Origin of the sequence: Rugamonas sp., assembly GCF_025354735.1 — a bacterium.
Lineage (GTDB): Bacteria > Pseudomonadota > Gammaproteobacteria > Burkholderiales > Burkholderiaceae_D > Rugamonas.
This window is the reverse complement of the sequence record NZ_JANXMI010000316.1, coordinates 1-20,146: the sequence shown is the minus strand read 5'-3', so window position 1 is coordinate 20,146 and position 20,146 is coordinate 1. Positions and strand designations below refer to the sequence as shown.

The window sequence follows — 20,146 nt, the reverse complement described above, 5'->3', positions numbered from 1 at the left end:
GACGAGAACAGGCTGATCGCCAGGTTGCCGGCCTGGGCGCCGTTGACGGCGCCGGCCGGCAGGTTGATGAACTGGCTGTTGCTGTAGCTGGCGTCGGTGGCCTTGATCTGGCCGGTGGTCTCGCCCACGCCGTTGATGTTGCCGCCGATGGCGACCCGGGTGTTGCTGTTGCCGAGCTGGTAGCCGGAGTCGCCGCCGCGCTGGGTGCGCAGGTCGGCAAAGCCCAGCTTGGCGCCGAGGTTGCGGGTGAAGGTGTCGCTGGCCTCGACGATGCGGGCCTCGATCAGCACCTGCTTGGAGGCGATGTCGGTCTTGGCGATCAGCTTGCGGATGTCCTCCAGCTTGGAGGCGATGTCGGTGACGAACAGCTGGTTGGTGCGCGGTTCGATGATGGCGCTGCCGCGCTTGGACAGCAAGCGGTTCTTGTCGCCGCCGCCGCCGCCGCCGCCGCCGTCGAGGCCGAACACGGCCTTGAACGATTCAGCCTTCTGATAATTGAGCTGGAAGATTTCCGACTTCAGCGGTTCGAGGTCGGCGATCTGGGCGCGCTGCTCGAGCTCCAGCTTTTCCTTGCTCAGCAATTCTTCCTTGGGCGCGATCAGCAGCACATTGCCGTTCTTGCGCATGTCCAGACCCTTGGCCTGCAACACCACGTCGAGCGCCTGGTCCCACGGCACTTCCTTCAGGCGCAGCGTGAGGTTGCCGCTGACGCTGTCGCTGGTGATGATGTTCAGGCCGGAAATGTCGGCGATCGCCTGCAGGGCCGCCCGCACTTCCACGTTCTGGAAATTGAAGGACAGCTTTTCACCGCGATAACCCTGGGTGCCCTGGGTCAGCTTGTTCGGGTCTTCCTTGATCGGCTTGACGTCGATCACCAGCTGGGTCTCGCTCTGGTAGACGCTTTGCTCCCACAGGCCGCGCGCCTCGATGTTCATGCGCACGTTGTCGCCCTGGGGCGCCGTGGTAATCAGCGCCACCGGCGTGCCGAAGTCGGTCACGTCGAGGCGGCGGCGCAGCGTTTCAGGCAGGCCCATGTGGAGGAAATCGACCACCACGCCGGTGGCCGTCTGGCGCACGTCGACGGCCACCTGGCTGTTGGGCAGGTCGACGATGATGCGGCCCTCGCCGGCGCCGCCGCGGCGGAAGTCCATATCGCGCAGCAATTGGCGGCCGGCCGGCGCCTTGGCCACCGGCGCCACCGGCAAGCCGCTGGCGTTGACGGCCTGGGCCAGCCCGCCGGACCCGTCGATGGTCAGGATGATGGCGTTGCCGTCGATGGTGGTGGCGTAGTTCAGCGAGCGCTTCAGGTTGAACACCAGGCGCGACCGTTCGCCGGCCTGCACCAGGTTGACGCTGCGCAGTTCGCCCAGATTCAAATCTTCCGTATTCTTGCCGGTGCCGTTGACGGTGGCGCCGAAGTCGAGCGCGATGCGCGGCGGATTGGTGATGGCGAAGCCGATCGGCAATTTGTCGGGCGCGTTCTTGAGCGCGATCTTGACGATCACATTCGAGCCCTGCTGGTGGGCCGTGACCGCTTCGATCGCATTGCCGCCCGCCGTGGCGGCGGCCGGCGCCTGGGCCTGCGCTTGCAGCGGCAAGGCCGCGCAGGCAAACGCCAGCACCGCGCCCAGACGCCGCGCCGCCGTGGCGGCCTGCATCAGCGTGGAGGTTGTGTATGACATCATTTGCTGCTCTCCTTACTTTCCTGCAATTCCAGCTTCGATATGCGCTCGACCCAGTCGCCGGTCGCATCCTGTACGATTTCCTTGATGGTGACGACGGCGTCGCTGACGCCGGTCACCAGGCCGAAATTCTGTCCTATGTGCTGGCCGAGCTGCACCTGATACACGGCCTTGTCCACTTGCAGCAGCGCGTAGGTGGCGCTGCCCTTTTGCATGGTGCCGACCATTTTGATGGTGTCGAGCGGGTAGCTTTCCAGCACTTCCTTGCGGCGCTCGGTGTCCGGCTTGACGCCGCCGCGCTGGTGGTCCAGCTTGGCCAGCTCGGCCAGCAGCTTGTTCGGGCTGAAGGGGTCGATGGCGTCGTTCGAGGCGTAGGCGTAGGGAATGAAATTCTTGGGCGCCACCAGCGGCGGCACGGCGACGCGGGCTTCGTGGTCGACCTGCTCCATCCAACGCTTCACTTCCTGGGTATCGCTGTCGCCGCAGGCGGCCAGCAACAGCGGCAGCAACAGCGCGGCCAGCGGCAGGACGGCGCGCCCGGGGGCGCTCATACGGTTTGCTCGTGTCATGATTTATTCGCCGCCTTTTTCTTGTCGGCCGCGGCCTTGCGCTGGGCGTTGACTTCTTCCGGATCGAGGTAGCGGAAGGTCTTGGCGACCGCGTCCAGCGTCAGCGTGCCATCCTTGCCGGCCGCCAGCGCCATGTTGTTGAGCGTGACGATGCGCGGCAGGTTGGCCATGTCGCCGGCGAAGGAGCCGATGTCGTGGTAATTGCCGGTGACCTTGATGTCGATCGGCAGCTCGGCGTAATAATCCCTGACCACCACCTGGCCGGGCTTGAACAGCTCGAACTGCAGGCCGCGGCCGATGCCGGCCTGGTTGATGTCCGACAGCAGCGCGGCCATCTCGGCCTTGCTCGGCAACTGCTTCTGCAAGCGCTCGACGTACTGGTCGACCTGCGACTTTTGCGCCCGCAGCGCGTCCAGGTTGACCGCCTGGGCGGTCTTGAGCTTGTACTCGTCGCGCAGCTTGAGCTCGGTCTGCGCCAGCGCATCCTGCTCGTCGAACTGGCTGCCCCAGTACAGGAAATAGCCGGCCCCGACCACGGCCGCCATGACGGCGATGCTGCACAGCACGCGCGGCGCCAGCGGCCACTGGCCCGGGTGGCGGTCATTGAGGCCGCGGAACTGGGCGGCCAGCGCCTGGCCCATCTCGTTTACATTCGCCATAACAGTTCCGATCTCAAGACTGGCCAGCCGGCGCGGGCGGCACGGAGGCGGCGCCCGGCGCGGCGCCGGCGGCCGGCTTGGCACCCGGCTTGCCCTTGGCATCGGCCGCCACCTGGTCGCGCGGACGCTTGATGTTGACGGTCAAATTGAATTCAACCACTTTTTTGGCCGACTTGCCCTGGCCCAGCGCGGTCGAGCGCACTTCGATCAAGTCCGGCTTTTCCAGCCACGGCGAGACGCCGGCCAGGTTGCGCAACAGTTCGGAGACCCGCTCCTGCGACTGGGCGTAACCGCTGACGGCGACCTTCTGGCCTTCTTGCTTGAAGGCTTTCAGGTAGACGCCGGCCGGGGTCTGCTTGACCAGTTCATCCATCAGGTAGACCGGCTGGTTGCGGTCGCCCTGCAAGTCTTCGACGGCTTGCTGGCGCGCCTTGAGGGCTTCGATTTCCTGTTTCAGGTTGGCGATTTCGACGATCTTCTTGTCGAGCGAAACGATGGCGTCCTTGATGATGGCGTTGCGGCTGTTCTGGATCGAGATGCCGCGCGCGTTGTAGCCGCCGACGATCAGCACCACGCCGGCGCCGATGATGGCGCCCAGCACCAGCAGCGCGTAAAAGGCCGATTTCTTCTGTTTGCGCGCGGCCTCGCGGTGCGGCAGCAGGTTAATTCTAATCATCAGCCAAACCTCCGCAGCGCCAGCCCGCAGGCCACCAGATAGGCCGGTGCCTCGGCGCGCAGCGCGCTCTCGCGCACCGACGGCCCCAGCGTCATGCCCTTGAACGGCGAAATCACGGCGGTCGAAATCTTGCTGCGGGCGGCGATCAGCTCGATCAAGCCGGGGATCAGCGCGCAGCCGCCGGCCAGGAACAGCTGGTCGACCCGGGTGTAGGGCGTGGACGTGTAAAAGAACTGGATGGCGCGGGTCACTTCCAGCGTGGCGCTTTCCAGGAAGGGCGTGAGCAGGTCGTTGGCGTAATTGTCGGGCAGCTCGCCCGACTTCTTGCGCGTCTCGGCCTCGTCGAAGGCCATGCCGTAGGCGCGCACGATGTCCTGGGTCAGCGACTGGCCGCCGAAGGGCTGCTCGCGCTCGTAGATGGTGACGCCGTCGAGCATGACCGATATATGGGTGACCTGGGCGCCGATCTGGAACAGCGCGACGATCTGGCCGCTGCCGGACTGCGGCAGCTGGGCCGTGATGCGGTCGAGCGCGGCGCGCGCGGCGTAGGATTCGATATCCATCACGGTCGGCGTCAAACCGGAGGCTTCGGCGATGGCGACCCGGTCCTCGACCTTTTCGCGGCGCGAGGCGGCCAGCATGACTTCGATGTCTTCCTCGGAATTGGCGGCCGGCCCCAGCACGTCGAAATCGAGGCTGACCTCGTCGAGCGCGAAGGGGATGTACTGGCTGGCCTCGGATTCGACCTGCACTTCTAGCTGGTCTTCCGACAGGCCGGCCGGCAAGATGATTTTCTTGGTGATGACGGAGGCGGGCGGCATGCCGAGCGCGGCCAGCTTGGCGCGCGAACCGCTTTTCTTCCACACGCGGCGCACGGCGTCGACCACTTGCTCCATGTTTTCGATATTGCCGTCGACCACGGCGCCGCGCGGCAGCGGCTCGGCGGCGTAGCGCTCAAGCCGGTACTGGTCCTTGCCCGCCAGCGCCAGCTCGACCAGGCGCACGCCGGAGGTGCTGATGTCGAGTCCGACCAGCGGTGGATGGCCGCGGCCAAACAGCGTTTGCAGGTCCATCATCGCGCCCCGCCGCCGGCACCCGGCGCGGCGCCATGGCGGTCGCCGCCGCTGTTGTGCTGCCGGAAACGCATTCGTACTGTGTGCATAAGGGGGAACTCGTTTGAAAACCAGCGTTTAGACAGCAATGATAAGACAACACTTTAAGACAGTACCTTAAATCGTAGCAATAAGGCCAGCTTAGGTAAAGATATTTCTGCTGTGCACAATTGTGTTTGTGTGAATAGGGCGCCACACTCTGGTGATATTATCGTTTTATTCATGTTTCATTCTATAAACCGGGCGACAACTCAGTTGTTTTGTTGCTCATAAGAAAAGTTTCCAGGCCGCCGAGACGCGCCGCCGGCGCCGCCCCTCGCTTATAATGAAGCGCCCCTCCCCAGCCACTCGACAGCGACCACGCGAAAGACCCGAACCGCATGCCCACTTCCCACTCGGCCACCCCGGCCGCCGCGCCGCCCGCCGGCCGTTCCCGCACCCGCCGCTTCCTGCTGTCGGCGCTGGCCGTGTGCGCCGGCCTGGGCGTGGTGCTGATGCTGCTGGTCGTGCTCGGCCTGGCGCTGGCCTACCCCAACCTGCCGGCGCTCGACGCCCTGACCGACTACCGGCCCAAGATGCCGCTGCGGATCTTTTCCTCGGACGGCGTGCTGATCGGCGAATTCGGCGAAGAGCGGCGCAACCTGGTGCGTTTCAAGGACATCCCCGACATCATGAAGAAGGCCGTGCTGGCCATCGAGGACGACCGTTTCTACGAACACGGCGGCATCGACTACACCGGCATCTTGCGCGCCGCCCTGCACAACGCCACCGGCGGCGCCCGCCAGGGCGCCTCGACCATCACGCAACAGGTGGCGCGCAACTTCTTCCTGTCGAGCGAACAGACCCTCAAGCGCAAGGCTTACGAGGCGCTGCTGGCCTGGAAGATCGAGCAGAACCTGACGAAAGACCAGATCCTGGAGGTGTATATGAACCAGATCTACCTGGGCCAGCGCGCCTACGGGTTTTCCTCGGCCGCCCAAATCTATTTCGGCAAGAATTTGAAAGACATTAGCGTGGCCGAGGCGGCGATGCTGGCCGGCCTGCCGAAAGCGCCGTCGGCCTACAATCCGGTGGTCAATCCCAAGCGCGCCATCACGCGCCAGCAATACATCCTGCAGCGCATGCACGACCTGCGCTACATCAGCGACGCGCAGTACGCGGCCGCCAAGGCCGAGCCGCTGAAAGTGAAAACCGACAGCAGCGAATTCGGCATCCACGCCGAATATGTGGCCGAGATGGCGCGCCAGCTGGTCTATGAACAATTCAAGGAAGATACCTACACGCGCGGCCTGAACGTGTTCACCACCATCACCAAGGCCGACCAGGACGCCGCCTACCTGTCGCTGCGCAAGGGCGTGATGGATTACGAAAAGCGCCACGCCTACCGTGGGCCGGAAGCGTATATCGACATCCCAGCCAACAAGGCCGAGGCCGACGACGACATCGAAACGGAACTGGCCGACCACCCCGACAGCGACGACATCGTCGCCGCCATGGTGCTCGAAGCCACGCCGCAAAAGATCGTGGCCGTCACCGCCGCCGGCGACGACATCACCATCAGCGGCGCCGGCCTGGAAATGGGCCGCGCCTGGCTGACCGACAAGTCGCCGCCCAACCGCCGCATCCGGCGCGGCGCCGTGATCCGCGTGATGCAGGAAGGCACGGCGTGGATCGTCACGCAGATGCCGGAAATCGAATCGGCCTTCGTGGCCGCCAGCACCACCGACGGCGCGATCCGGGCCATGGTGGGCGGCTTCGATTACAACCGCAACAAGTTCAACCACGTGACCCAGGCCTGGCGCCAGCCGGGTTCCTCGTTCAAGCCCTTCATCTATTCGGCCTCGCTCGAACGCGGGCTGTCGCCGGCCACCATCATCGACGACGCTCCGATTTCCTTCGACGCCGGCCAGACCGGCGGCCAGGCCTGGGAGCCGAAGAACTACGACAACAAGTACGAAGGCCCGATGACGATGCGGCGCGGCCTGACCAAGTCGAAGAACATGATCTCGATCCGCATCCTGCACCGCATCGGCGCCAAATACGGCCAGGAATACACGACGCGCTTCGGCTTCGACGCCGACAAGAATCCGCCCTATCTGACGCTGGCGCTGGGCGCGGGCAACGTCACGCCGCTGCAGATGGCCGGCGCCTACGCCGTGTTCGCCAACGGCGGCTACAAGGTCAGCCCCTACCTGATCGCCAAGGTGACGGACGCCGACGGCAAGATCCTGTCGCAGGCCGCGCCCGACCTGGCCGGCGATGAAAAGAATCGCGTCATCGACGAGCGCAACGCGTTTTTGATGGACAGCATGCTGAAGGACGTGGTGCGCTACGGCACGGCGGTCAAGGCGCTGGCGCTCAAGCGGCCCGACATCTCGGGCAAGACCGGCACCACCAACGATTCCATCGACGCCTGGTTCGCCGGCTACCAGCCCAAGCTGGTCGGCATCGCGTGGATAGGTTACGACCAGCCCAAGAATCTGGGCAACAAGGAAACCGGCGGCGGCCTGGCGCTGCCGATCTGGATAGGCTATATGCAAAAGGCGCTGAAGAATATCCCGATCGAGGAGCGCGTCGTGCCCGAAGGGCTGGTGCTGGTCGGCGACGAGTATTACTACGCCGAGAACCCGCCCGGCACGGCCGTCCACAGCCTCGACACCGGCGCCCACCCGGCGCCGGCCGACGACAAGGCCAAGGACGCCGTCAAGAACGAGCTGTTCTAAAGCGGCGCCCGGGCGCCGGCGCGGCTCCGGGGGCGGCCGCGGCTCAGCCCAGCACCACCGTCGTGCCGGCCTGCGCGCTGACCATCGCCGACAGCGACGCGTACAGTTCGGAGCCGTCGCGCGTGTTGAGCCACAGGCCGTCCTTTTGCTTGTAGTGGAAGCCGCCCGAGCGCGCCGCCACCCACAGTTCCGACATCGCCGCCTGGCTGTTGACGATGATCTTGGAGCCGTTGTCTATGAACTCGATTTCGAGCACGTTGCCGTTGCGGCTGCAATCCACGTCGAGCTCGTCCGCGTCGTTCAGGCGGTCAAGCGCCGCCGCGATCGCGCTAAGGGTGGCCTCGGCCTGCGCCATGAATTCTGATTCGCCCATGCTACACTCCAATTTCTCAAGTCAAACCGTGATTCTAATCGTGAAGCCCACTCCAGCGTTGATGTCCCCACGTTTTACCCGCCTTTACCGCGCCGCCGGCGCGGCGGCCTGCCTGTCGCTGCTGCTCGGCGCCTGCGGCCAGCCCGGCCCGCTGTACATCCCGAAACCGTCGCGGCCCGCCAACAGCAAGGCCCAGCTGCCCGGCCAGGAAGCGCCCACGCCGACGCCGCCGATTCCGTCCACGCTGCCGCCGGCCCAGCAATAATTCAGCAATAATTCGGCAACAGCTCAAAACACATCACACCATAAAGTTCCAATGTCGCATTTCACTTATCAAGATGGCGTGCTGCACGCTGAAGGCGTGGCGCTGGGCGCCATCGCCGAACAGTTCGGCACCCCGACCTATGTCTATTCCAAGGCCGCGCTGCTGGCCAACTACGCCTCCTACGCCGACGCCTGCGCCGGCCGCGACGCGCTGGTCTGCTACGCCATGAAGGCCAATTCCAACCTCGCCATCCTCGACCTGCTGGCGCGCCAGGGCGCCGGTTTCGACATCGTTTCCGGCGGCGAGCTGCTGCGCGTGATCGCCGCCGGCGGCGACCCGCGCAAGGTGATTTTCTCCGGCGTCGGCAAGAGCGTGGCCGAGATGCGGCTGGCGCTGTCGCACGACATCCTGTGCTTCAACGTCGAATCGATCCCCGAGCTGCACCGCCTCAACGACGTGGCCGGCGCCATGGGCAAGACGGCGCGCGTGTCGCTGCGCGTCAACCCGAACGTCGACGCCAAGACCCATCCCTACATCGCCACCGGGCTGAAGGCGAACAAGTTCGGCGTCGCCTTCGACGACGCGCTGGCCACCTACCGCGCGGCCGCCAAGCTGCCGCACCTGGAAGTGGCCGGCATCGACTGCCACATCGGCTCGCAGCTGCTGGACGACGCGCCGCTGCTGGAGGCGCTGGACCGCTTGATCGAGCTGATCGACGCGCTCGGCGACGAGGGCATCGTGCTGCACCATCTGGACATCGGCGGCGGCATCGGCATCAGCTACGGCGAGGCCGGCGAGGCGGCGCCGGTGCCGGTGGGCGACTACCTGGGCCGCTTGTTCCAGCGCATCGACGCCTGGCGCGCCCGGCGGCACGGCGGCAAGCCTATCAAGGTGATTTTCGAGCCGGGCCGCTCCATCGTCGGCGACACCGGCGTGCTGCTGACCAAGGTGGAATTCATCAAGCACGGCGAGGAAAAGAATTTCTGCGTGGTCGACGCGGCCATGAACGACATGGCGCGCCCGGCCCTGTACCAGGCGTGGATGGACATGCAGCCGGTGGTGCAAAGCGCGGCGGACAAGCTCAGCTACGACGTGGTCGGGCCGATCTGCGAATCGGGCGACTGGCTGGCGCGCGACCGCGCGCTGACGGTGGAAGCGGGCGATTTGCTGGTGATGTTGCAGGCCGGCGCCTACGGCATGACGATGGCGTCGAACTACAACACGCGAGGGCGGGCGGCGGAAGTGATCGTCGACGGCGGCGCCAGCCACCTGGTGCGCCAGCGCGAAAATCCGGCCGACCTGTTCGCGCTGGAAGCGGTGCTGAAGTAAAGGAATCGGGGGCAGGATCGCCGGCCCCTCCCCTCCCCTACCGCGCCGCGACTTTGGCGGCGGTGGCCCTGGCCGGCGCCGCCGCCTTGGTGCGGCTCCAATAAACCCGCAGCAACAACAGCGCCGCCACGATCAGCCCGAAGATAATCGGCTGCGTGAAATTGTGCTTGCCCGCCTTCATCCACCAAAAGTGCAAGATGCCCAGCGGCGCGATGACGTAGATGAGCCGGTGCAACCACTGCCAGCGCTTGCCGCCGAGGCGGCGCACCATGCCGTTGGTGCTGGTCACGGCCAGTGGTATCAAGAGCACGAAGGCGATGAAGCCGACCGTGATGAAGGGCCGCTTCAGCACGTCCTTCCACATTTCCCGCACGTCGAAAAAGTGGTCGAACCACAAAAAAGTGGTGAAGTGCAGTGCCGCGTAAAAGAAGGCGAACAGGCCTATCATGCGGCGCAGCTTGATGAGCCAGTTCCACTTGCTCAGCTTGCGCAGCGGCGTCACGCCCAGCGTGAAGCAGAGAAAATACAGGGTCCAGTCGCCGGTGCCGCGCGTGATGAATTCGAGCGGCTCGACCAGCTGGCCGGTCAGCGTCAGGTAGACCATGCGCGCGAACGGCAGCAGCGCCAGCACGAAGATGCCGGCCTTCAGCGCCGTCGTCTGGCGGGGTGTGGGGTTGAAGGCCATGACGCTCCGATCAGTAGTATTTTTTCAAGTCCATGCCGGCGTACATCGGTGCGACGTCGCTGTAGCCGTTGAACATCAGCGTCTTGCGCTTGCGGCTCAAAAAGCCATCCTCGCCGATGCGGCGCTCGCTGCCCTGCGACCAGCGCGGGTGGTCGACGTCCGGGTTGACGTTGGAATAGAAGCCGTATTCGTTGGGCGCCGACAAGCTCCACGAGGTGCGCGGCTGTTCCTTGACGAAGCGGATCTTGACGATGGACTTGGCCGACTTGAAGCCGTATTTCCACGGCGTGACGATGCGCACCGGCGCGCCGTTCTGGTTGGCCAGCGTTTCACCGTACATGCCCAGGGTGAGCAGGGTCAGCGGGTGATTCGCCTCGTCGATGCGCAGGCCCTCCACATACGGCCAGTTCAGCACGCGGCTGCCGACGCCGGGCATCTGCGATTTGTCGGCCAGCGAAATGAATTCCACGTATTTGGCGTTGCTGGTCGGCTCGACCTTCTTGATGATTTCCGACAGCGAATAGCCGGTCCACGGGATCACCATCGACCAGCCTTCGACGCAGCGCAGGCGGTAGATGCGTTCCTCCAGCGGCGCCAGCTTCAGCAGCGCGTCCAGGTCCAGCGTCATCGGCTTCTTGACCTCGCCTTCGATGGTGACGGTCCACGGATGCGTGCGCAGCGTGTGGGCGTTCTGCGCCGGCTCGCTCTTGTCGGTGCCGAATTCGTAGAAGTTGTTATAGGTGGTGGCGTCCTTGTAGGGCGTCTGCTTGTCCATCGCCGAATAGGCGGGGTTGAGCTTGGCGGGCAGCTTGGGATTGCCGCCGCCCTGGGCGTGGGCGTCGCGCGCGGCCATTTCCAGCAGCGCGGCGCTGGAAATGGAGCCGAGCGCAAGCTGCTTGATGAAGCCGCGGCGCGATTCAAACACGGCGCGCGGGGTGATTTCCGATGAATACGGCAATTCGATGCCGTTGGGACTACGTTGAATCAGCATGGCGACTCCGGGCGGTAAAGTTGATGGACAGACGGTCGGGGAAGGACTCTCCCCCTTGGTCTGTCCGGACAGGCTCAACCTTACACCAAAGCATTGCCCCGCTTGATTACGTTGCGATTACATTTTCAAGTTAGAGCTTGCCGTAGGAGTGCAGGCCGGACAGGAACATGTTGACGCCGAGGAAAGCGAACGTCGTCACCAGCAGGCCGACCAGCGCCCACCAGGCCGCCACGCGGCCGCGCAAGCCCGTCATCAAACGCATGTGCAGCCAGGCCGCGTAGTTGAGCCAGACGATCAGCGCCCACGTCTCTTTCGGGTCCCACGACCAGTAGCCGCCCCACGCCTCGGCCGCCCACAGCGCGCCGAGGATGGTGGCGACGGTGAAGAAGGCGAAGCCGACCGAGATGGCCTTGTACATGACGTCGTCCAGCACTTCCAGCGACGGCAGGCGGTCGACCAGGTGGCCGCTGGACTTGAGCAGGTAGGCGGCGGCGACCATGGCCGACAGCGAGAACGTGCCGTAGCCGATGAAGTTGGCCGGCACGTGGATCTTCATCCACCAGCTTTGCAGGGCCGGCACCAGCGGCTGGATGTCGGCGGCGTCGCGCGTGACGGTGTACCACAGCAGGAAGCCGACGGCGGCCGAGATCACCAGCAGCACGAAGGCGCCCAGCTGGCGCGTGGCGTAGCGCTGCTCGTAGTACAGGTAGAACAGCGCCGTGATCATCGAGAACAGCACGAACACTTCGTACAGGTTGGAAATGGGGATGTGGCCGACGTCGGCGCCGATCAGGTAGGACTCGTACCAGCGCACCAGCATGCCGGTCAGGCCGAAGATGACGCCGGCCCAGCACAAAATCGAGCCGACCGAGCCGCCGAACGGCGAGCGCGCCACCAGGCCTATCCAGTAGAACAGCGTGGACAGGAAGAAGAAGGTGCCCATCCATAAAATCGCGGACTGGCTAGACAGCAGGTATTTGAGCAGGAATGTATGGTTGGCGGCGTCGAGGTCGCCGCCGTACAGGGAAATCGAAAACAGCGCCAGCAGGAACAGCAGCGGCATCAGCCAGCGCACCGGCTTCCAGGTCCAGCCGAGCGCGGCGAAGGTGGGCGCGGCGGCCAGCATGATGCCTTTTTCGTAGACGTCCATGTGGCTGCCGTAGCGGTTCAGCGCGAACAGGGCGCCGGCCAGCAGGGCGAAGCCGAACAGCCAGTCGATCAGGCTCAGGCGCTTGAAATAGCCGGGCGCCTGGATGTAGGTGTGATGTTGCGGTGGGGTCTGGCTCAGTTCCATGTGCTCTCCTGAACGGCCGCGCTGGCGGCGGCCGGATCTGCTTTGCGACAGCTTACGCCGATTGCGTCAGTTTTTCCTTCAAACTGGCGAATTCATTTTCAAAATCGAGGGTCTTGCGCTGGGTGCTCATGGCCATCAGCGCCTCGCTGCCCTGGCCGTCATCCTTGATCCAGATCCACAGCCGGCGTTCGCGGATATAAAACATCGAGAACACGCCCAGCACCAGGAAGATGCAGCCGAGGTAGACCACTTTCTTGCCCGGCGAGCGCGTGACCTGGAACACCGAAGCCTTGATCTCGGTGTAATCGTCGAGCTGCAAATACACCGGCGCGCCGTAGAAGAAGCTGTCCGACAGCGCGTTGGTGGCCAGCTGCAAAAAGCGCGCGTGGGCTTCGTCGGACGGAACCGGCGCCAGGCCGTCCCGGTCGCGCGCCGCCTGCCACAAATCCCACAGGCTGCCGTTCAAAATCTTCATGAAGACGTCGGCCGCCTTTTCCTGCTGGGCGGCGGGGATGCGTTCGAGGAAGTGCGAGATCGACAAAAAGCCCGCTTCCTTGCCGTCGCCGGCGAAGATGCCCAGGCTTTTGAAGGCCGACTGCTGCAATTGCGCATGCACTTGTTCGTTGGCCGCCGAGGCCGGGGCCGACGCATCTTGCGACATGGCGCGCGCCGCGTAATGCTGGGAGGCGATCAGGCGCAGCTGCGGGTCGCTGAGCGCGGCGCGCAGTCGCATCCATTCACGCACCGAGTGGGCGTCGTCGGCCGGGATACGCAGATAGCTGAAGGGGTCGTTCGGATTGGTGCGCATGCCGGCCAGGAAGACGGTGACGCCGTCGACCGTCACCGGTTGCATATAGTTCTGGTATTCGCGGGCCTGGCCGGTCCGGTCGCGCAACTTGTATTCGACGCTGGGGCCGACGTTTTTCAAGTCCTTGTTGTGGGCGTTCTTGCCGGCCGAGCCGAGCCGCTTGTCGAGGCCGACGGCGAACTGGTCTTCCAGGCTCTGGCCCTTGGCGACGGCGCGCGCATCCTGGCGCCCGCCCATGTTTTCCACGTTGAAGGGGCGGAAGCCCGACCATTCGACCGTGTAGTCGGCGCCCATGGGCGTGCTCGCGCCGACCGTGCCGACCAGGGGGAATTCGGCGCTGGCGGTGCCGGTCATCGGGTAGCCGGTGAGCTTGAGCTTGCTGCCGCCATCCTCGAAGCTGGACTGGTAGACCGCCACGCCCTTGTAGATCAGCGGCTTGTTCACTTCGATGGTGGCCGGGAAGGTCTTGCCGGTTTCATGGTCGCGGATGACGACGTCGCTGGCGAACAGCTTGGGCATGCCGGTCGTGTAGAAATCGATATTGAATTTCTTGAGCTCGATGGAGAACGGCAGTTCCTGGATCAGCACGCCGCTCGCGCGCGGGATGATGGCCGTGTCGCTGGCCGCGCCCTCGGGGATCAGGGTGTTGCCGCGGAAGGTGGGGTTGCCCAGGCCGAGACGGTGCTGGGCGGGAATGTCGGCGATGACGCCGCTGCCGCCGAACGGCGTCTTGCCGAGGAACCATTCCTGGAAGCGGATCGGCAGATCGGAATCGAGCGCCGCGCCGACGATGATGATGACGATGGCCGAGTGCGCGAAGATGTAGCCGAACTTGTTGGCGGCGCCCTTCTTGGCCGTGACCAGCGTGGCTGGCCCCTTGTCGACGAGCTTGGCGCGGTAGCCGGCGTCGTGCAGGCGGGCGACGCTCTGGGCCGCCAGCGCGGCGCGCGGCAGGGTGGCATGCCAGAGGTTTTTGTGGTGGAAGTTTTGCAGCGATTGTTCGCGCACGTTTTCGCGCCAGCTGCGCATGTCCTTGAACATTTTCGGCGCGTTGCGGATCAGGCACAGCGAGGTCGACGTCACCAGCGTGGCCATAATCAGCAAAAACCACCAGCTCGAATAAATCGCGTACAGGCCGAACTTGCCGAACACCTCGAACCAGAACGGGCCGAACTTGTCGACATAGCCGGCCATGGCTTCGTTCTGCTTCATGATGGTGCCGATGGTGGCGGCCACGGCGAGCAGGGTCAGCAGGCTGATGGCGAAGCGCATCGACGAAATCAGTTCGACCAGTTCGGCGACGGCGGGACGGCGGGTTTTCAGTTCGATGCCGGTGGTGCTGGGAGCGTTCATGCGCGATACTTTATAAAGACGGACACCTGGTAGACAGGCGGCAGCATACAACAAAAAGGGCGGCCCGCTCGCGCCGCCGCCCTTAATATGTTGACCGTGATGTCGACCCCGATGTTAACCACGGGGTTGAGCATGAGGTCGGCCGTGTCGGCCGCCGCTTACTTCAGGCCGGCGATGTAGTCGGCCACCGCCTTCATTTCATCGTCCGACATGCGCTTGGCGATGGCGGCCATCATCGGACCATTGCTGCGGTGGCCGCTGCTGAACAGGCCCAGCTGGGTGGCCGTGTAGTCCTGGCTCTGGCCGGCCAGACGCGGATATTGCACCGGCACGCCGGCGCCGTTGGCGCCGTGGCAGCTGGCGCAGGCCGGCACTTTTTTCTCGGCGATGCCGCCGCGATAAATCTTCTTGCCCAGCTCGACCGTGTCCTTGTTCCGGGCGGCGCCCGGCTTGGCGACCTGGGTGCCCAGGTAGGCGGCGATGTTTTTCTTTTCATCATCCGTCAGCAGCTTGGCGTAGCCGGTCATGATGGGCTGGACCCGGTCGGGCGTGGTGAAGTCGACCAGCTGCTTGTGGATGTAGGCGGCGTTCTGGCCGGCCAGTTTCGGGTTGGCGGCGATGGTCGAATTGCCGCCGGCGCCGTGGCAGGACACGCAGGCCGGAATGCCGCGCGCGGCATCGCCGTCGGCGAACAGGCTGCTGCCCTTGGCGGGATCGGCCTTGGCGACCGGCGCGGCGGCGGCGGGCTTTTTCTCTTCGGCGGCGGTAGCATTGACCGCCATGGCCAACATGGCGACGAGCAACGATTGTACTAACGGTGAAAATGCACGATTCATTCAGACACCTTGGACTAGTCAATAGGAGTGGCGAGATTGTCGCCGCCGCTGTCTTGTGCTACATCGGGCCCACCTTGCACGAAATATGCATGGCAACAATTCGTAACCCCTTATTGTACAATAGCTTTTCAGCGGTTCCGCTCCATTTTGTTGCTTTTTTCCCCACTCCATGTCCAAACTCTGGCAAGCCCGATTCTTTACGACCGTCAACCAACTGCGCGACCTTCCCGACACCACCATGCCGGAAATCGCCTTTGCAGGTCGCTCCAACGCCGGTAAGTCGACCGCCATCAACATTCTGTGCAATCAGAAGGGGCTGGCGTTCGCCTCCAAGACGCCGGGCCGCACCCAGCACATCAACTACTTCTCGATCGGCGGCGCCCACGTGGCCCAGCACCGCAAGGACCCGGTCATCATGGAGGAAATCGAGTGCCTGCTGGTCGACTTGCCCGGTTACGGCTACGCGGAAGTGTCCGGCTCGGCCAAGTTGCACTGGCAGCGTCTGCTGGGCGACTACGTGCAGCGCCGCGAGCAGCTGGCCGCGCTGATCCTCATCATGGATTCGCGCCGCCCGTTCACCGACCTCGACGTGCAGATGCTGGAATGGTTCGCGCCGACCGGCAAGCCGATCCACTGCATCTTGACCAAGGTCGACAAGCTCAACCGCAACGAGTCGGTCAACGTGCTGCGCCAGGCCAAGGCCAAGCTGGCCAGCTACGTCGATGAAGACGGCGTCGGCTTCCCGTTCACGGCGCAGCTGTTCTCGGCGCTCAAGCGGGTCGGCATCGAAGAAGCCAACGACAAGATCCTGGAACTGGCCGGCGTCACCGACGAGGTGGCTGCGGCCCAGGTCGCGCTGATCGACATGGAGGATGATGTCGAGCCGGACGGCGATGCCGAAGCGCAGGACGGCGCCGCGCCCGATACCGCATCCGACGCCGCGCCCGAGGCTTAAGCGCCCTTTTCACTTTTCTGGATTTCAAGCGATGCACAGTCCCCACGCCAGCGCCAACTTCCCCGCCCTGCGCATGCGCCGCATGCGCCGCGACCCGTTTTCCCGCGCGCTGATGCGCGAAAACGCGGTCACGGCCTCGGACCTGATCTACCCGGTCTTCATCGTCGAAGGCGTGAACCAGCGCGAGCCGGTGCTGTCGATGCCGGGCGTGGAGCGGATGTCGGTGGACCTGTTGCTGAAGGTGGCGCAGGAATGCGTCAGCCTCGGCATTCCGGTGCTGGCGCTGTTCCCCGTGATCGACGTGGCCAAGAAGACGCCGGACGGCATCGAGGCCACCAATCCGGACGGCCTGGTGCCGCGCGCCGTGCGCACGCTGAAACAGCACTTCCCCGAACTGGGCATCCTGACCGACATCGCGCTCGACCCGTACACCAGCCACGGCCAGGACGGCCTGATCGACGAGCACGGCTACGTCATCAACGACATCACCACCAATATGCTGATCCGCCAGGCGCTCACGCATGCCGAGGCGGGCGTCGACGTGGTGGCGCCGTCGGACATGATGGATGGCCGCATCGGCGCCATCCGCGCCGGTCTGGAAGAAAAGAATTTCATCCACACCCGCATCATGGCTTACTCGGCCAAGTACGCGTCGGCCTTCTACGGCCCGTTCCGCGACGCCGTCGGCTCGGCCGCCAACCTGGGCCAGGGCGACAAGAACACTTACCAGATGGACCCGGCCAACAGCGACGAGGCCCTGCGCGAAGTCGGCCTGGACCTGGCCGAAGGCGCCGACATGGTGATGGTCAAGCCCGGCATGCCGTATCTGGACATCGTGCGCCGCGTGAAGGACGAGTTCAAGGTGCCGACCTTCGCCTACCAGGTCAGCGGCGAATACGCGATGATCAAGGCGGCCGCGCAAAACGGCTGGCTCGACCACGACAAGGTGATGATGGAGGCGATGATGTCCTTCAAGCGCGCCGGCGCCGACGGCGTGCTGACCTACTTCGCGCTCGACGTGGCGCGCAAGCTCAAGGCGCTGGGCTGAGCACCCTCCCGCGACCAGACGACCGGATGCGCCGCGTTTAAACGGCGCGCTGATAGGCACGCTTGCTTATGGGCGCGCTTATCGGCTGGCGCCGCGGTGATATTCGGGGAACAATTCCAGCAGCAGGAAGGCGGTCAGCTCGGCCTCGTCTTCCTTGCGCGCGCTCATGATCTGGACCCGGCCCAAGCGGTGCGATTCCCATGGGAAGTCGCCGGTCTTTTCCTTGCGGATGATCTCGATCACCTTTTTCACGACGGCCGTTTCGATGTCGATGTCGCCGCCCTGGTCGACGTGCACCTGCTGGGTCCAGTTGCGTTTGAAGTTGGTGTTCCAGCCGCGGAATTTCACGTCGGCGCTGTGGAAGCTCTTGTCGATGGTGAACAGGCCGCCGCTGTCGTCGCGGTCGGCACCGCCGGAGTGGCCGCCCTGGGCGCGCGCGATATTGGCCTTGGCGATGCGGTTGCCGCGCTCGTCGGCCGTTTCCGGCGCCGGCTCGGACGGCGGCGCCGGGTTGGCGGCCTGGCGCTGGGCGCGGCGCTGGGCGATCATCTCGGCCATGTCCTGCACCGGCGGCGGCGTCATCGGCGCGACCACGGGCGGGACGTAGGTTTCCAGTTTCGGGCGGGCGGCGGCCGGCGGCGTGATGGTCGCGACGGCGCGGCGCTGCTGCGGCGGAGGCGGCTTGGCCTTGGCCAGCTCGGTCTTTTTCTCGGTCTTGTTCGGCTTGGGCTTCGATTGCGGCTGCGGCGTGATGTAGACCATCGTGCCTTCCGACGGCGGCGGGGTGCGATGGAAGGGCTCGCTGGGCTTGAGCAGGTAATACAGCACCGCCAGCAAGTGCAGGCCGACGGAGATGGCGATGCCGATCCGGTTCGATTTGCTGCGCTGTCCGTAGCCGCCCGTGTATTGCCCCGGCGGCGGCAAACGCTGGCCGCAGGTCTCACAGTACTCGTGGTCTGAATGGGTATGGCTGGAGTCGAGCAAAATAAAATCGAACTTTCTTGGTGCGAAGTCAACAAATGCGGCCATAGTGCCAGAGTCCGGCCATTTTGGGAACCGCGCCGAAAGGCCCGCCCGGCGCACAGTGTACTGTACAAACGGACGACGGCCGATACTGCCGGTAGCTTACAAGAGCTTAGTCTTTATGAATGTTACCGTATGTATCATGCGGCGGAAAAAACGCCGGCCGTCAACGCGCGGCGTAAAATTCCGGCACCACCAGGGTCACTTCGAGGCCGCCGTCCGGGTGGTTGGACAGGGCGACGCTGGCGCCGTGCTGTTCGGCGATGTTGCGGGCGATGGTCAAGCCCAGGCCGGTGCCGCCCGATTCGCGCGAGCGCGACGTTTCGATGCGGTAAAACGGCTCGAACACTTGCGCCATCTGGTCTTGCGCGATGCCGGGACCGCCGTCGCGGATGCTGATGCGGGCCGCGCCGGCCATCCTTTCCACGGCCACGTTGGCGTACTGGCCGTATTTGACGGCGTTGTCGATCAGGTTGACGAGGCAGCGCCGGATCGCCATCGGCCGGCCCATCAGCGCCATCGCGGCGCGGCCCTTGAGCGCCACTTGCTGGCCGGCGTCGGCGGCGTCGGCGCAGACGCTGTCGAGCAGCGCGTCGAGGTCGAGCGCCTGCATGGTTTCCGTGGTGTCCATGCTGCGCGCCAGGTCCAGGCCCTCCTTGACCATTTGCTGCATGGCCGACAAATCGTCGACCAGACGCTGCTGCAAGTCGCCGTCCGCCACTTTTTCCAGCCGCAGGCGCAAGCGCGTCAGCGGCGTTTGCAGGTCGTGGGTGATGGCGGCCAGCATCTGCGTGCGCTGGAAGATGTGCTGGCGGATGCGCGCCTGCATGGCGTTGAAGGCGGCGCTGGCCTGGCGGATCTCACTGGCGCCGGTCAGGGCCAGCGGCGGGTGGTTGATGTCGTTGCCGAGGTCCTTGGCGGCCTGGGCCAGCTGTTTCAGCGGGTGCATGGTCATGCGCGTGACGACGTAGGCCAGCACGGCGATGCTGAGCAGGAAAGGCAGCATGGACATCAATTCATTGCTGTTGCCGTTGGGCGGCGGACGCGGCGGCAGCACGGACAGGCGCAGCTGTTCGCCGTCGCGCATGCGCACGGTAATCATTTCGCAGGCGCCGCGCCACTGCGAGCGGCCGAACAGCGATGGCGGCGGACGCTTGGCGTCGCAGGCGGCGGGCCGCTCGCCCAGCGGCGTCAGCTGGAAATCGCTGCCCACGCGCAAGGCCAGCGCGGACGAGAACTCGGTCTGCGGCAGCGCCGGGCCGACGTCGGCGGCGCTGCCGACCGGGTCGAGCCGGATGGCGCCGCGGCTGGCCGCCTTCAGGTAATTCGGCCGCGCCAAGGCGGGCACGGCGTCGGCCGACAAGATCAGCTGCTCGGCCCGTTCCAGCGCGTGGAAGTCGCGGTAGCGTTCCAGCGCGTGCTGGCGTTCGCCGACTGCCAGCCACTGCGTCAGCGCGGCCGAGACCACGATGCCCAGCAGCAGCGCCAGGAAGACGCGTCCCGTCATCGAGCCCAGGAATGCCTTCACGCCTGCGACTCCACCGTCACCTGGCCGGCCAGCACGTAGCCGCCGTTGCGCACGGTCTTGATGATTTGCGGCAGGCGCGCGTCCTCGCCCAGCTTTTGGCGCAGGCGGCTGATCTGGATGTCGATCGAGCGGTCGAAGGGGTCGGCGTCGCGGCCCTGCGTCAGGTTCAGCAGCTGGTCGCGGTTGAGCACGCGGTTCGGATGTTCGAGGAAGACTTTCAACAAACGGAATTCGGCG

General features: G+C 64.9%; 19 protein-coding genes. 5 read left to right on the top strand and 14 right to left on the bottom strand.

Features of this window, described 5'->3' with window-relative positions:
* From Q0S71_RS26550 to Q0S71_RS26530, 5 genes are all read right to left on the bottom strand, one after another.
* Positions 1-1,682: AMIN domain-containing protein (locus tag Q0S71_RS26550; protein WP_296002521.1), on the bottom strand; the 1,682-nt coding region annotated here is incomplete at its 3' end.
* Positions 1,682-2,233 (bottom strand): pilus assembly protein PilP, encoded by a 552-nt coding sequence (locus Q0S71_RS26545; RefSeq protein ID WP_296002518.1) that lies wholly within the window; start codon positions 2,231-2,233, stop codon positions 1,682-1,684. The genes Q0S71_RS26550 and Q0S71_RS26545, both read right to left, overlap by 1 nt.
* 14 nt (positions 2,234-2,247) lie before the next feature.
* Entirely contained in the window at positions 2,248-2,910 is a 663-nt protein-coding gene (locus tag Q0S71_RS26540) for a type 4a pilus biogenesis protein PilO (RefSeq protein WP_296002517.1), read from the bottom strand.
* A 13-nt stretch (positions 2,911-2,923) separates the two neighbouring features.
* The gene (locus Q0S71_RS26535; RefSeq protein ID WP_296002515.1) at positions 2,924-3,586 is read right to left on the bottom strand and encodes a PilN domain-containing protein; all 663 of its coding nucleotides are present in this window, start codon (positions 3,584-3,586) and stop codon (positions 2,924-2,926) included.
* Positions 3,586-4,662, bottom strand: a complete 1,077-nt coding sequence (locus tag Q0S71_RS26530; protein ID WP_296002512.1) for a pilus assembly protein PilM — start codon at positions 4,660-4,662, stop codon at positions 3,586-3,588. The genes Q0S71_RS26535 and Q0S71_RS26530 overlap by 1 nt, the downstream gene beginning before the upstream one ends.
* A 416-nt stretch (positions 4,663-5,078) precedes the next feature.
* Here Q0S71_RS26530 and Q0S71_RS26525 point away from each other — a divergent pair, with 416 nt between their 5' ends.
* The gene (locus tag Q0S71_RS26525; protein WP_296002510.1) at positions 5,079-7,421 is read left to right on the top strand and encodes a penicillin-binding protein 1A; all 2,343 of its coding nucleotides are present in this window, start codon (positions 5,079-5,081) and stop codon (positions 7,419-7,421) included.
* A gap of 43 nt (positions 7,422-7,464) precedes the next feature.
* Here the strand turns inward: Q0S71_RS26525 and cyaY are convergent, their stop codons facing one another.
* On the bottom strand, positions 7,465-7,794 hold the full coding sequence (gene cyaY / locus Q0S71_RS26520; protein ID WP_296002507.1) for an iron donor protein CyaY: 330 nt from the start codon (positions 7,792-7,794) through the stop codon (positions 7,465-7,467).
* Between the two features lie 61 nt (positions 7,795-7,855).
* On the opposite strand from cyaY, the gene Q0S71_RS26515 reads away from it, so the two are divergent.
* Complete coding sequence (locus Q0S71_RS26515) at positions 7,856-8,059, top strand: hypothetical protein (RefSeq protein ID WP_296002505.1); 204 nt, start codon at positions 7,856-7,858, stop codon at positions 8,057-8,059.
* A gap of 51 nt (positions 8,060-8,110) precedes the next feature.
* Positions 8,111-9,388 (top strand): diaminopimelate decarboxylase, encoded by a 1,278-nt coding sequence (gene lysA / locus Q0S71_RS26510; protein WP_296002502.1) that lies wholly within the window; start codon positions 8,111-8,113, stop codon positions 9,386-9,388.
* A gap of 37 nt (positions 9,389-9,425) precedes the next feature.
* On the opposite strand, the gene Q0S71_RS26505 is transcribed toward lysA, so the two are convergent.
* The 5 genes from Q0S71_RS26505 to Q0S71_RS26485 form a co-directional block, all read right to left on the bottom strand.
* Positions 9,426-10,073 (bottom strand): sulfite oxidase heme-binding subunit YedZ, encoded by a 648-nt coding sequence (locus tag Q0S71_RS26505; RefSeq protein WP_296002500.1) that lies wholly within the window; start codon positions 10,071-10,073, stop codon positions 9,426-9,428.
* A 10-nt stretch (positions 10,074-10,083) separates the two neighbouring features.
* Positions 10,084-11,064: a protein-methionine-sulfoxide reductase catalytic subunit MsrP gene (msrP, locus tag Q0S71_RS26500; RefSeq protein ID WP_296002496.1), complete on the bottom strand. Its 981-nt coding sequence runs from the start codon at positions 11,062-11,064 to the stop codon at positions 10,084-10,086.
* 130 nt (positions 11,065-11,194) lie between these two features.
* A complete protein-coding gene (gene ccsB / locus Q0S71_RS26495) occupies positions 11,195-12,358 on the bottom strand; it encodes a c-type cytochrome biogenesis protein CcsB (protein ID WP_296002493.1) in 1,164 nt (387 codons plus the stop codon).
* Positions 12,359-12,410: 52 nt separating this feature from the next.
* The gene (locus tag Q0S71_RS26490; protein ID WP_296002490.1) at positions 12,411-14,519 is read right to left on the bottom strand and encodes a cytochrome c biogenesis protein ResB; all 2,109 of its coding nucleotides are present in this window, start codon (positions 14,517-14,519) and stop codon (positions 12,411-12,413) included.
* 158 nt (positions 14,520-14,677) lie between these two features.
* Positions 14,678-15,355, bottom strand: coding sequence for a c-type cytochrome (locus tag Q0S71_RS26485; protein WP_296002487.1), 678 nt, complete (start codon positions 15,353-15,355; stop codon positions 14,678-14,680).
* 169 nt (positions 15,356-15,524) lie between these two features.
* Between Q0S71_RS26485 and yihA the strand changes: the two genes are divergently transcribed.
* Together yihA and hemB are read left to right on the top strand one after the other, a co-directional pair.
* Complete coding sequence (gene yihA, locus Q0S71_RS26480; protein WP_296002485.1) at positions 15,525-16,310, top strand: ribosome biogenesis GTP-binding protein YihA/YsxC; 786 nt, start codon at positions 15,525-15,527, stop codon at positions 16,308-16,310.
* A gap of 31 nt (positions 16,311-16,341) precedes the next feature.
* Entirely contained in the window at positions 16,342-17,358 is a 1,017-nt protein-coding gene (hemB, locus tag Q0S71_RS26475; protein WP_296002481.1) for a porphobilinogen synthase, read from the top strand.
* 78 nt (positions 17,359-17,436) lie between these two features.
* Here hemB and Q0S71_RS26470 read toward each other — a convergent pair whose 3' ends face one another.
* The 3 genes from Q0S71_RS26470 to Q0S71_RS26460 all read right to left on the bottom strand — a co-directional run.
* A complete protein-coding gene (locus tag Q0S71_RS26470) occupies positions 17,437-18,387 on the bottom strand; it encodes a hypothetical protein (protein WP_296002478.1) in 951 nt (316 codons plus the stop codon).
* Between the two features lie 160 nt (positions 18,388-18,547).
* Complete coding sequence (locus Q0S71_RS26465; protein ID WP_296002476.1) at positions 18,548-19,909, bottom strand: ATP-binding protein; 1,362 nt, start codon at positions 19,907-19,909, stop codon at positions 18,548-18,550.
* The coding region (locus tag Q0S71_RS26460; RefSeq protein ID WP_296002473.1) for a helix-turn-helix domain-containing protein at positions 19,906-20,146 on the bottom strand (241 nt) is incomplete at its 5' end. The genes Q0S71_RS26465 and Q0S71_RS26460, both read right to left, overlap by 4 nt.

Coding starts and splice junctions, on each gene's coding strand:
- Q0S71_RS26545 (WP_296002518.1), bottom strand. CDS start 2,233: ATGAGCGCCCCCGGGCGCGCCGTCCTGCCGCTGGCCGCGCTGTTGCTG.
- Q0S71_RS26540 (WP_296002517.1), bottom strand. CDS start 2,910: ATGGCGAATGTAAACGAGATGGGCCAGGCGCTGGCCGCCCAGTTCCGC.
- Q0S71_RS26535 (WP_296002515.1), bottom strand. CDS start 3,586: ATGATTAGAATTAACCTGCTGCCGCACCGCGAGGCCGCGCGCAAACAG.
- Q0S71_RS26530 (WP_296002512.1), bottom strand. CDS start 4,662: ATGATGGACCTGCAAACGCTGTTTGGCCGCGGCCATCCACCGCTGGTC.
- Q0S71_RS26525 (WP_296002510.1), top strand. CDS start 5,079: ATGCCCACTTCCCACTCGGCCACCCCGGCCGCCGCGCCGCCCGCCGGC.
- cyaY (WP_296002507.1), bottom strand. CDS start 7,794: ATGGGCGAATCAGAATTCATGGCGCAGGCCGAGGCCACCCTTAGCGCG.
- Q0S71_RS26515 (WP_296002505.1), top strand. CDS start 7,856: ATGTCCCCACGTTTTACCCGCCTTTACCGCGCCGCCGGCGCGGCGGCC.
- lysA (WP_296002502.1), top strand. CDS start 8,111: ATGTCGCATTTCACTTATCAAGATGGCGTGCTGCACGCTGAAGGCGTG.
- Q0S71_RS26505 (WP_296002500.1), bottom strand. CDS start 10,073: ATGGCCTTCAACCCCACACCCCGCCAGACGACGGCGCTGAAGGCCGGC.
- msrP (WP_296002496.1), bottom strand. CDS start 11,064: ATGCTGATTCAACGTAGTCCCAACGGCATCGAATTGCCGTATTCATCG.
- ccsB (WP_296002493.1), bottom strand. CDS start 12,358: ATGGAACTGAGCCAGACCCCACCGCAACATCACACCTACATCCAGGCG.
- Q0S71_RS26490 (WP_296002490.1), bottom strand. CDS start 14,519: ATGAACGCTCCCAGCACCACCGGCATCGAACTGAAAACCCGCCGTCCC.
- Q0S71_RS26485 (WP_296002487.1), bottom strand. CDS start 15,355: ATGAATCGTGCATTTTCACCGTTAGTACAATCGTTGCTCGTCGCCATG.
- yihA (WP_296002485.1), top strand. CDS start 15,525: ATGTCCAAACTCTGGCAAGCCCGATTCTTTACGACCGTCAACCAACTG.
- hemB (WP_296002481.1), top strand. CDS start 16,342: ATGCACAGTCCCCACGCCAGCGCCAACTTCCCCGCCCTGCGCATGCGC.
- Q0S71_RS26470 (WP_296002478.1), bottom strand. CDS start 18,387: ATGGCCGCATTTGTTGACTTCGCACCAAGAAAGTTCGATTTTATTTTG.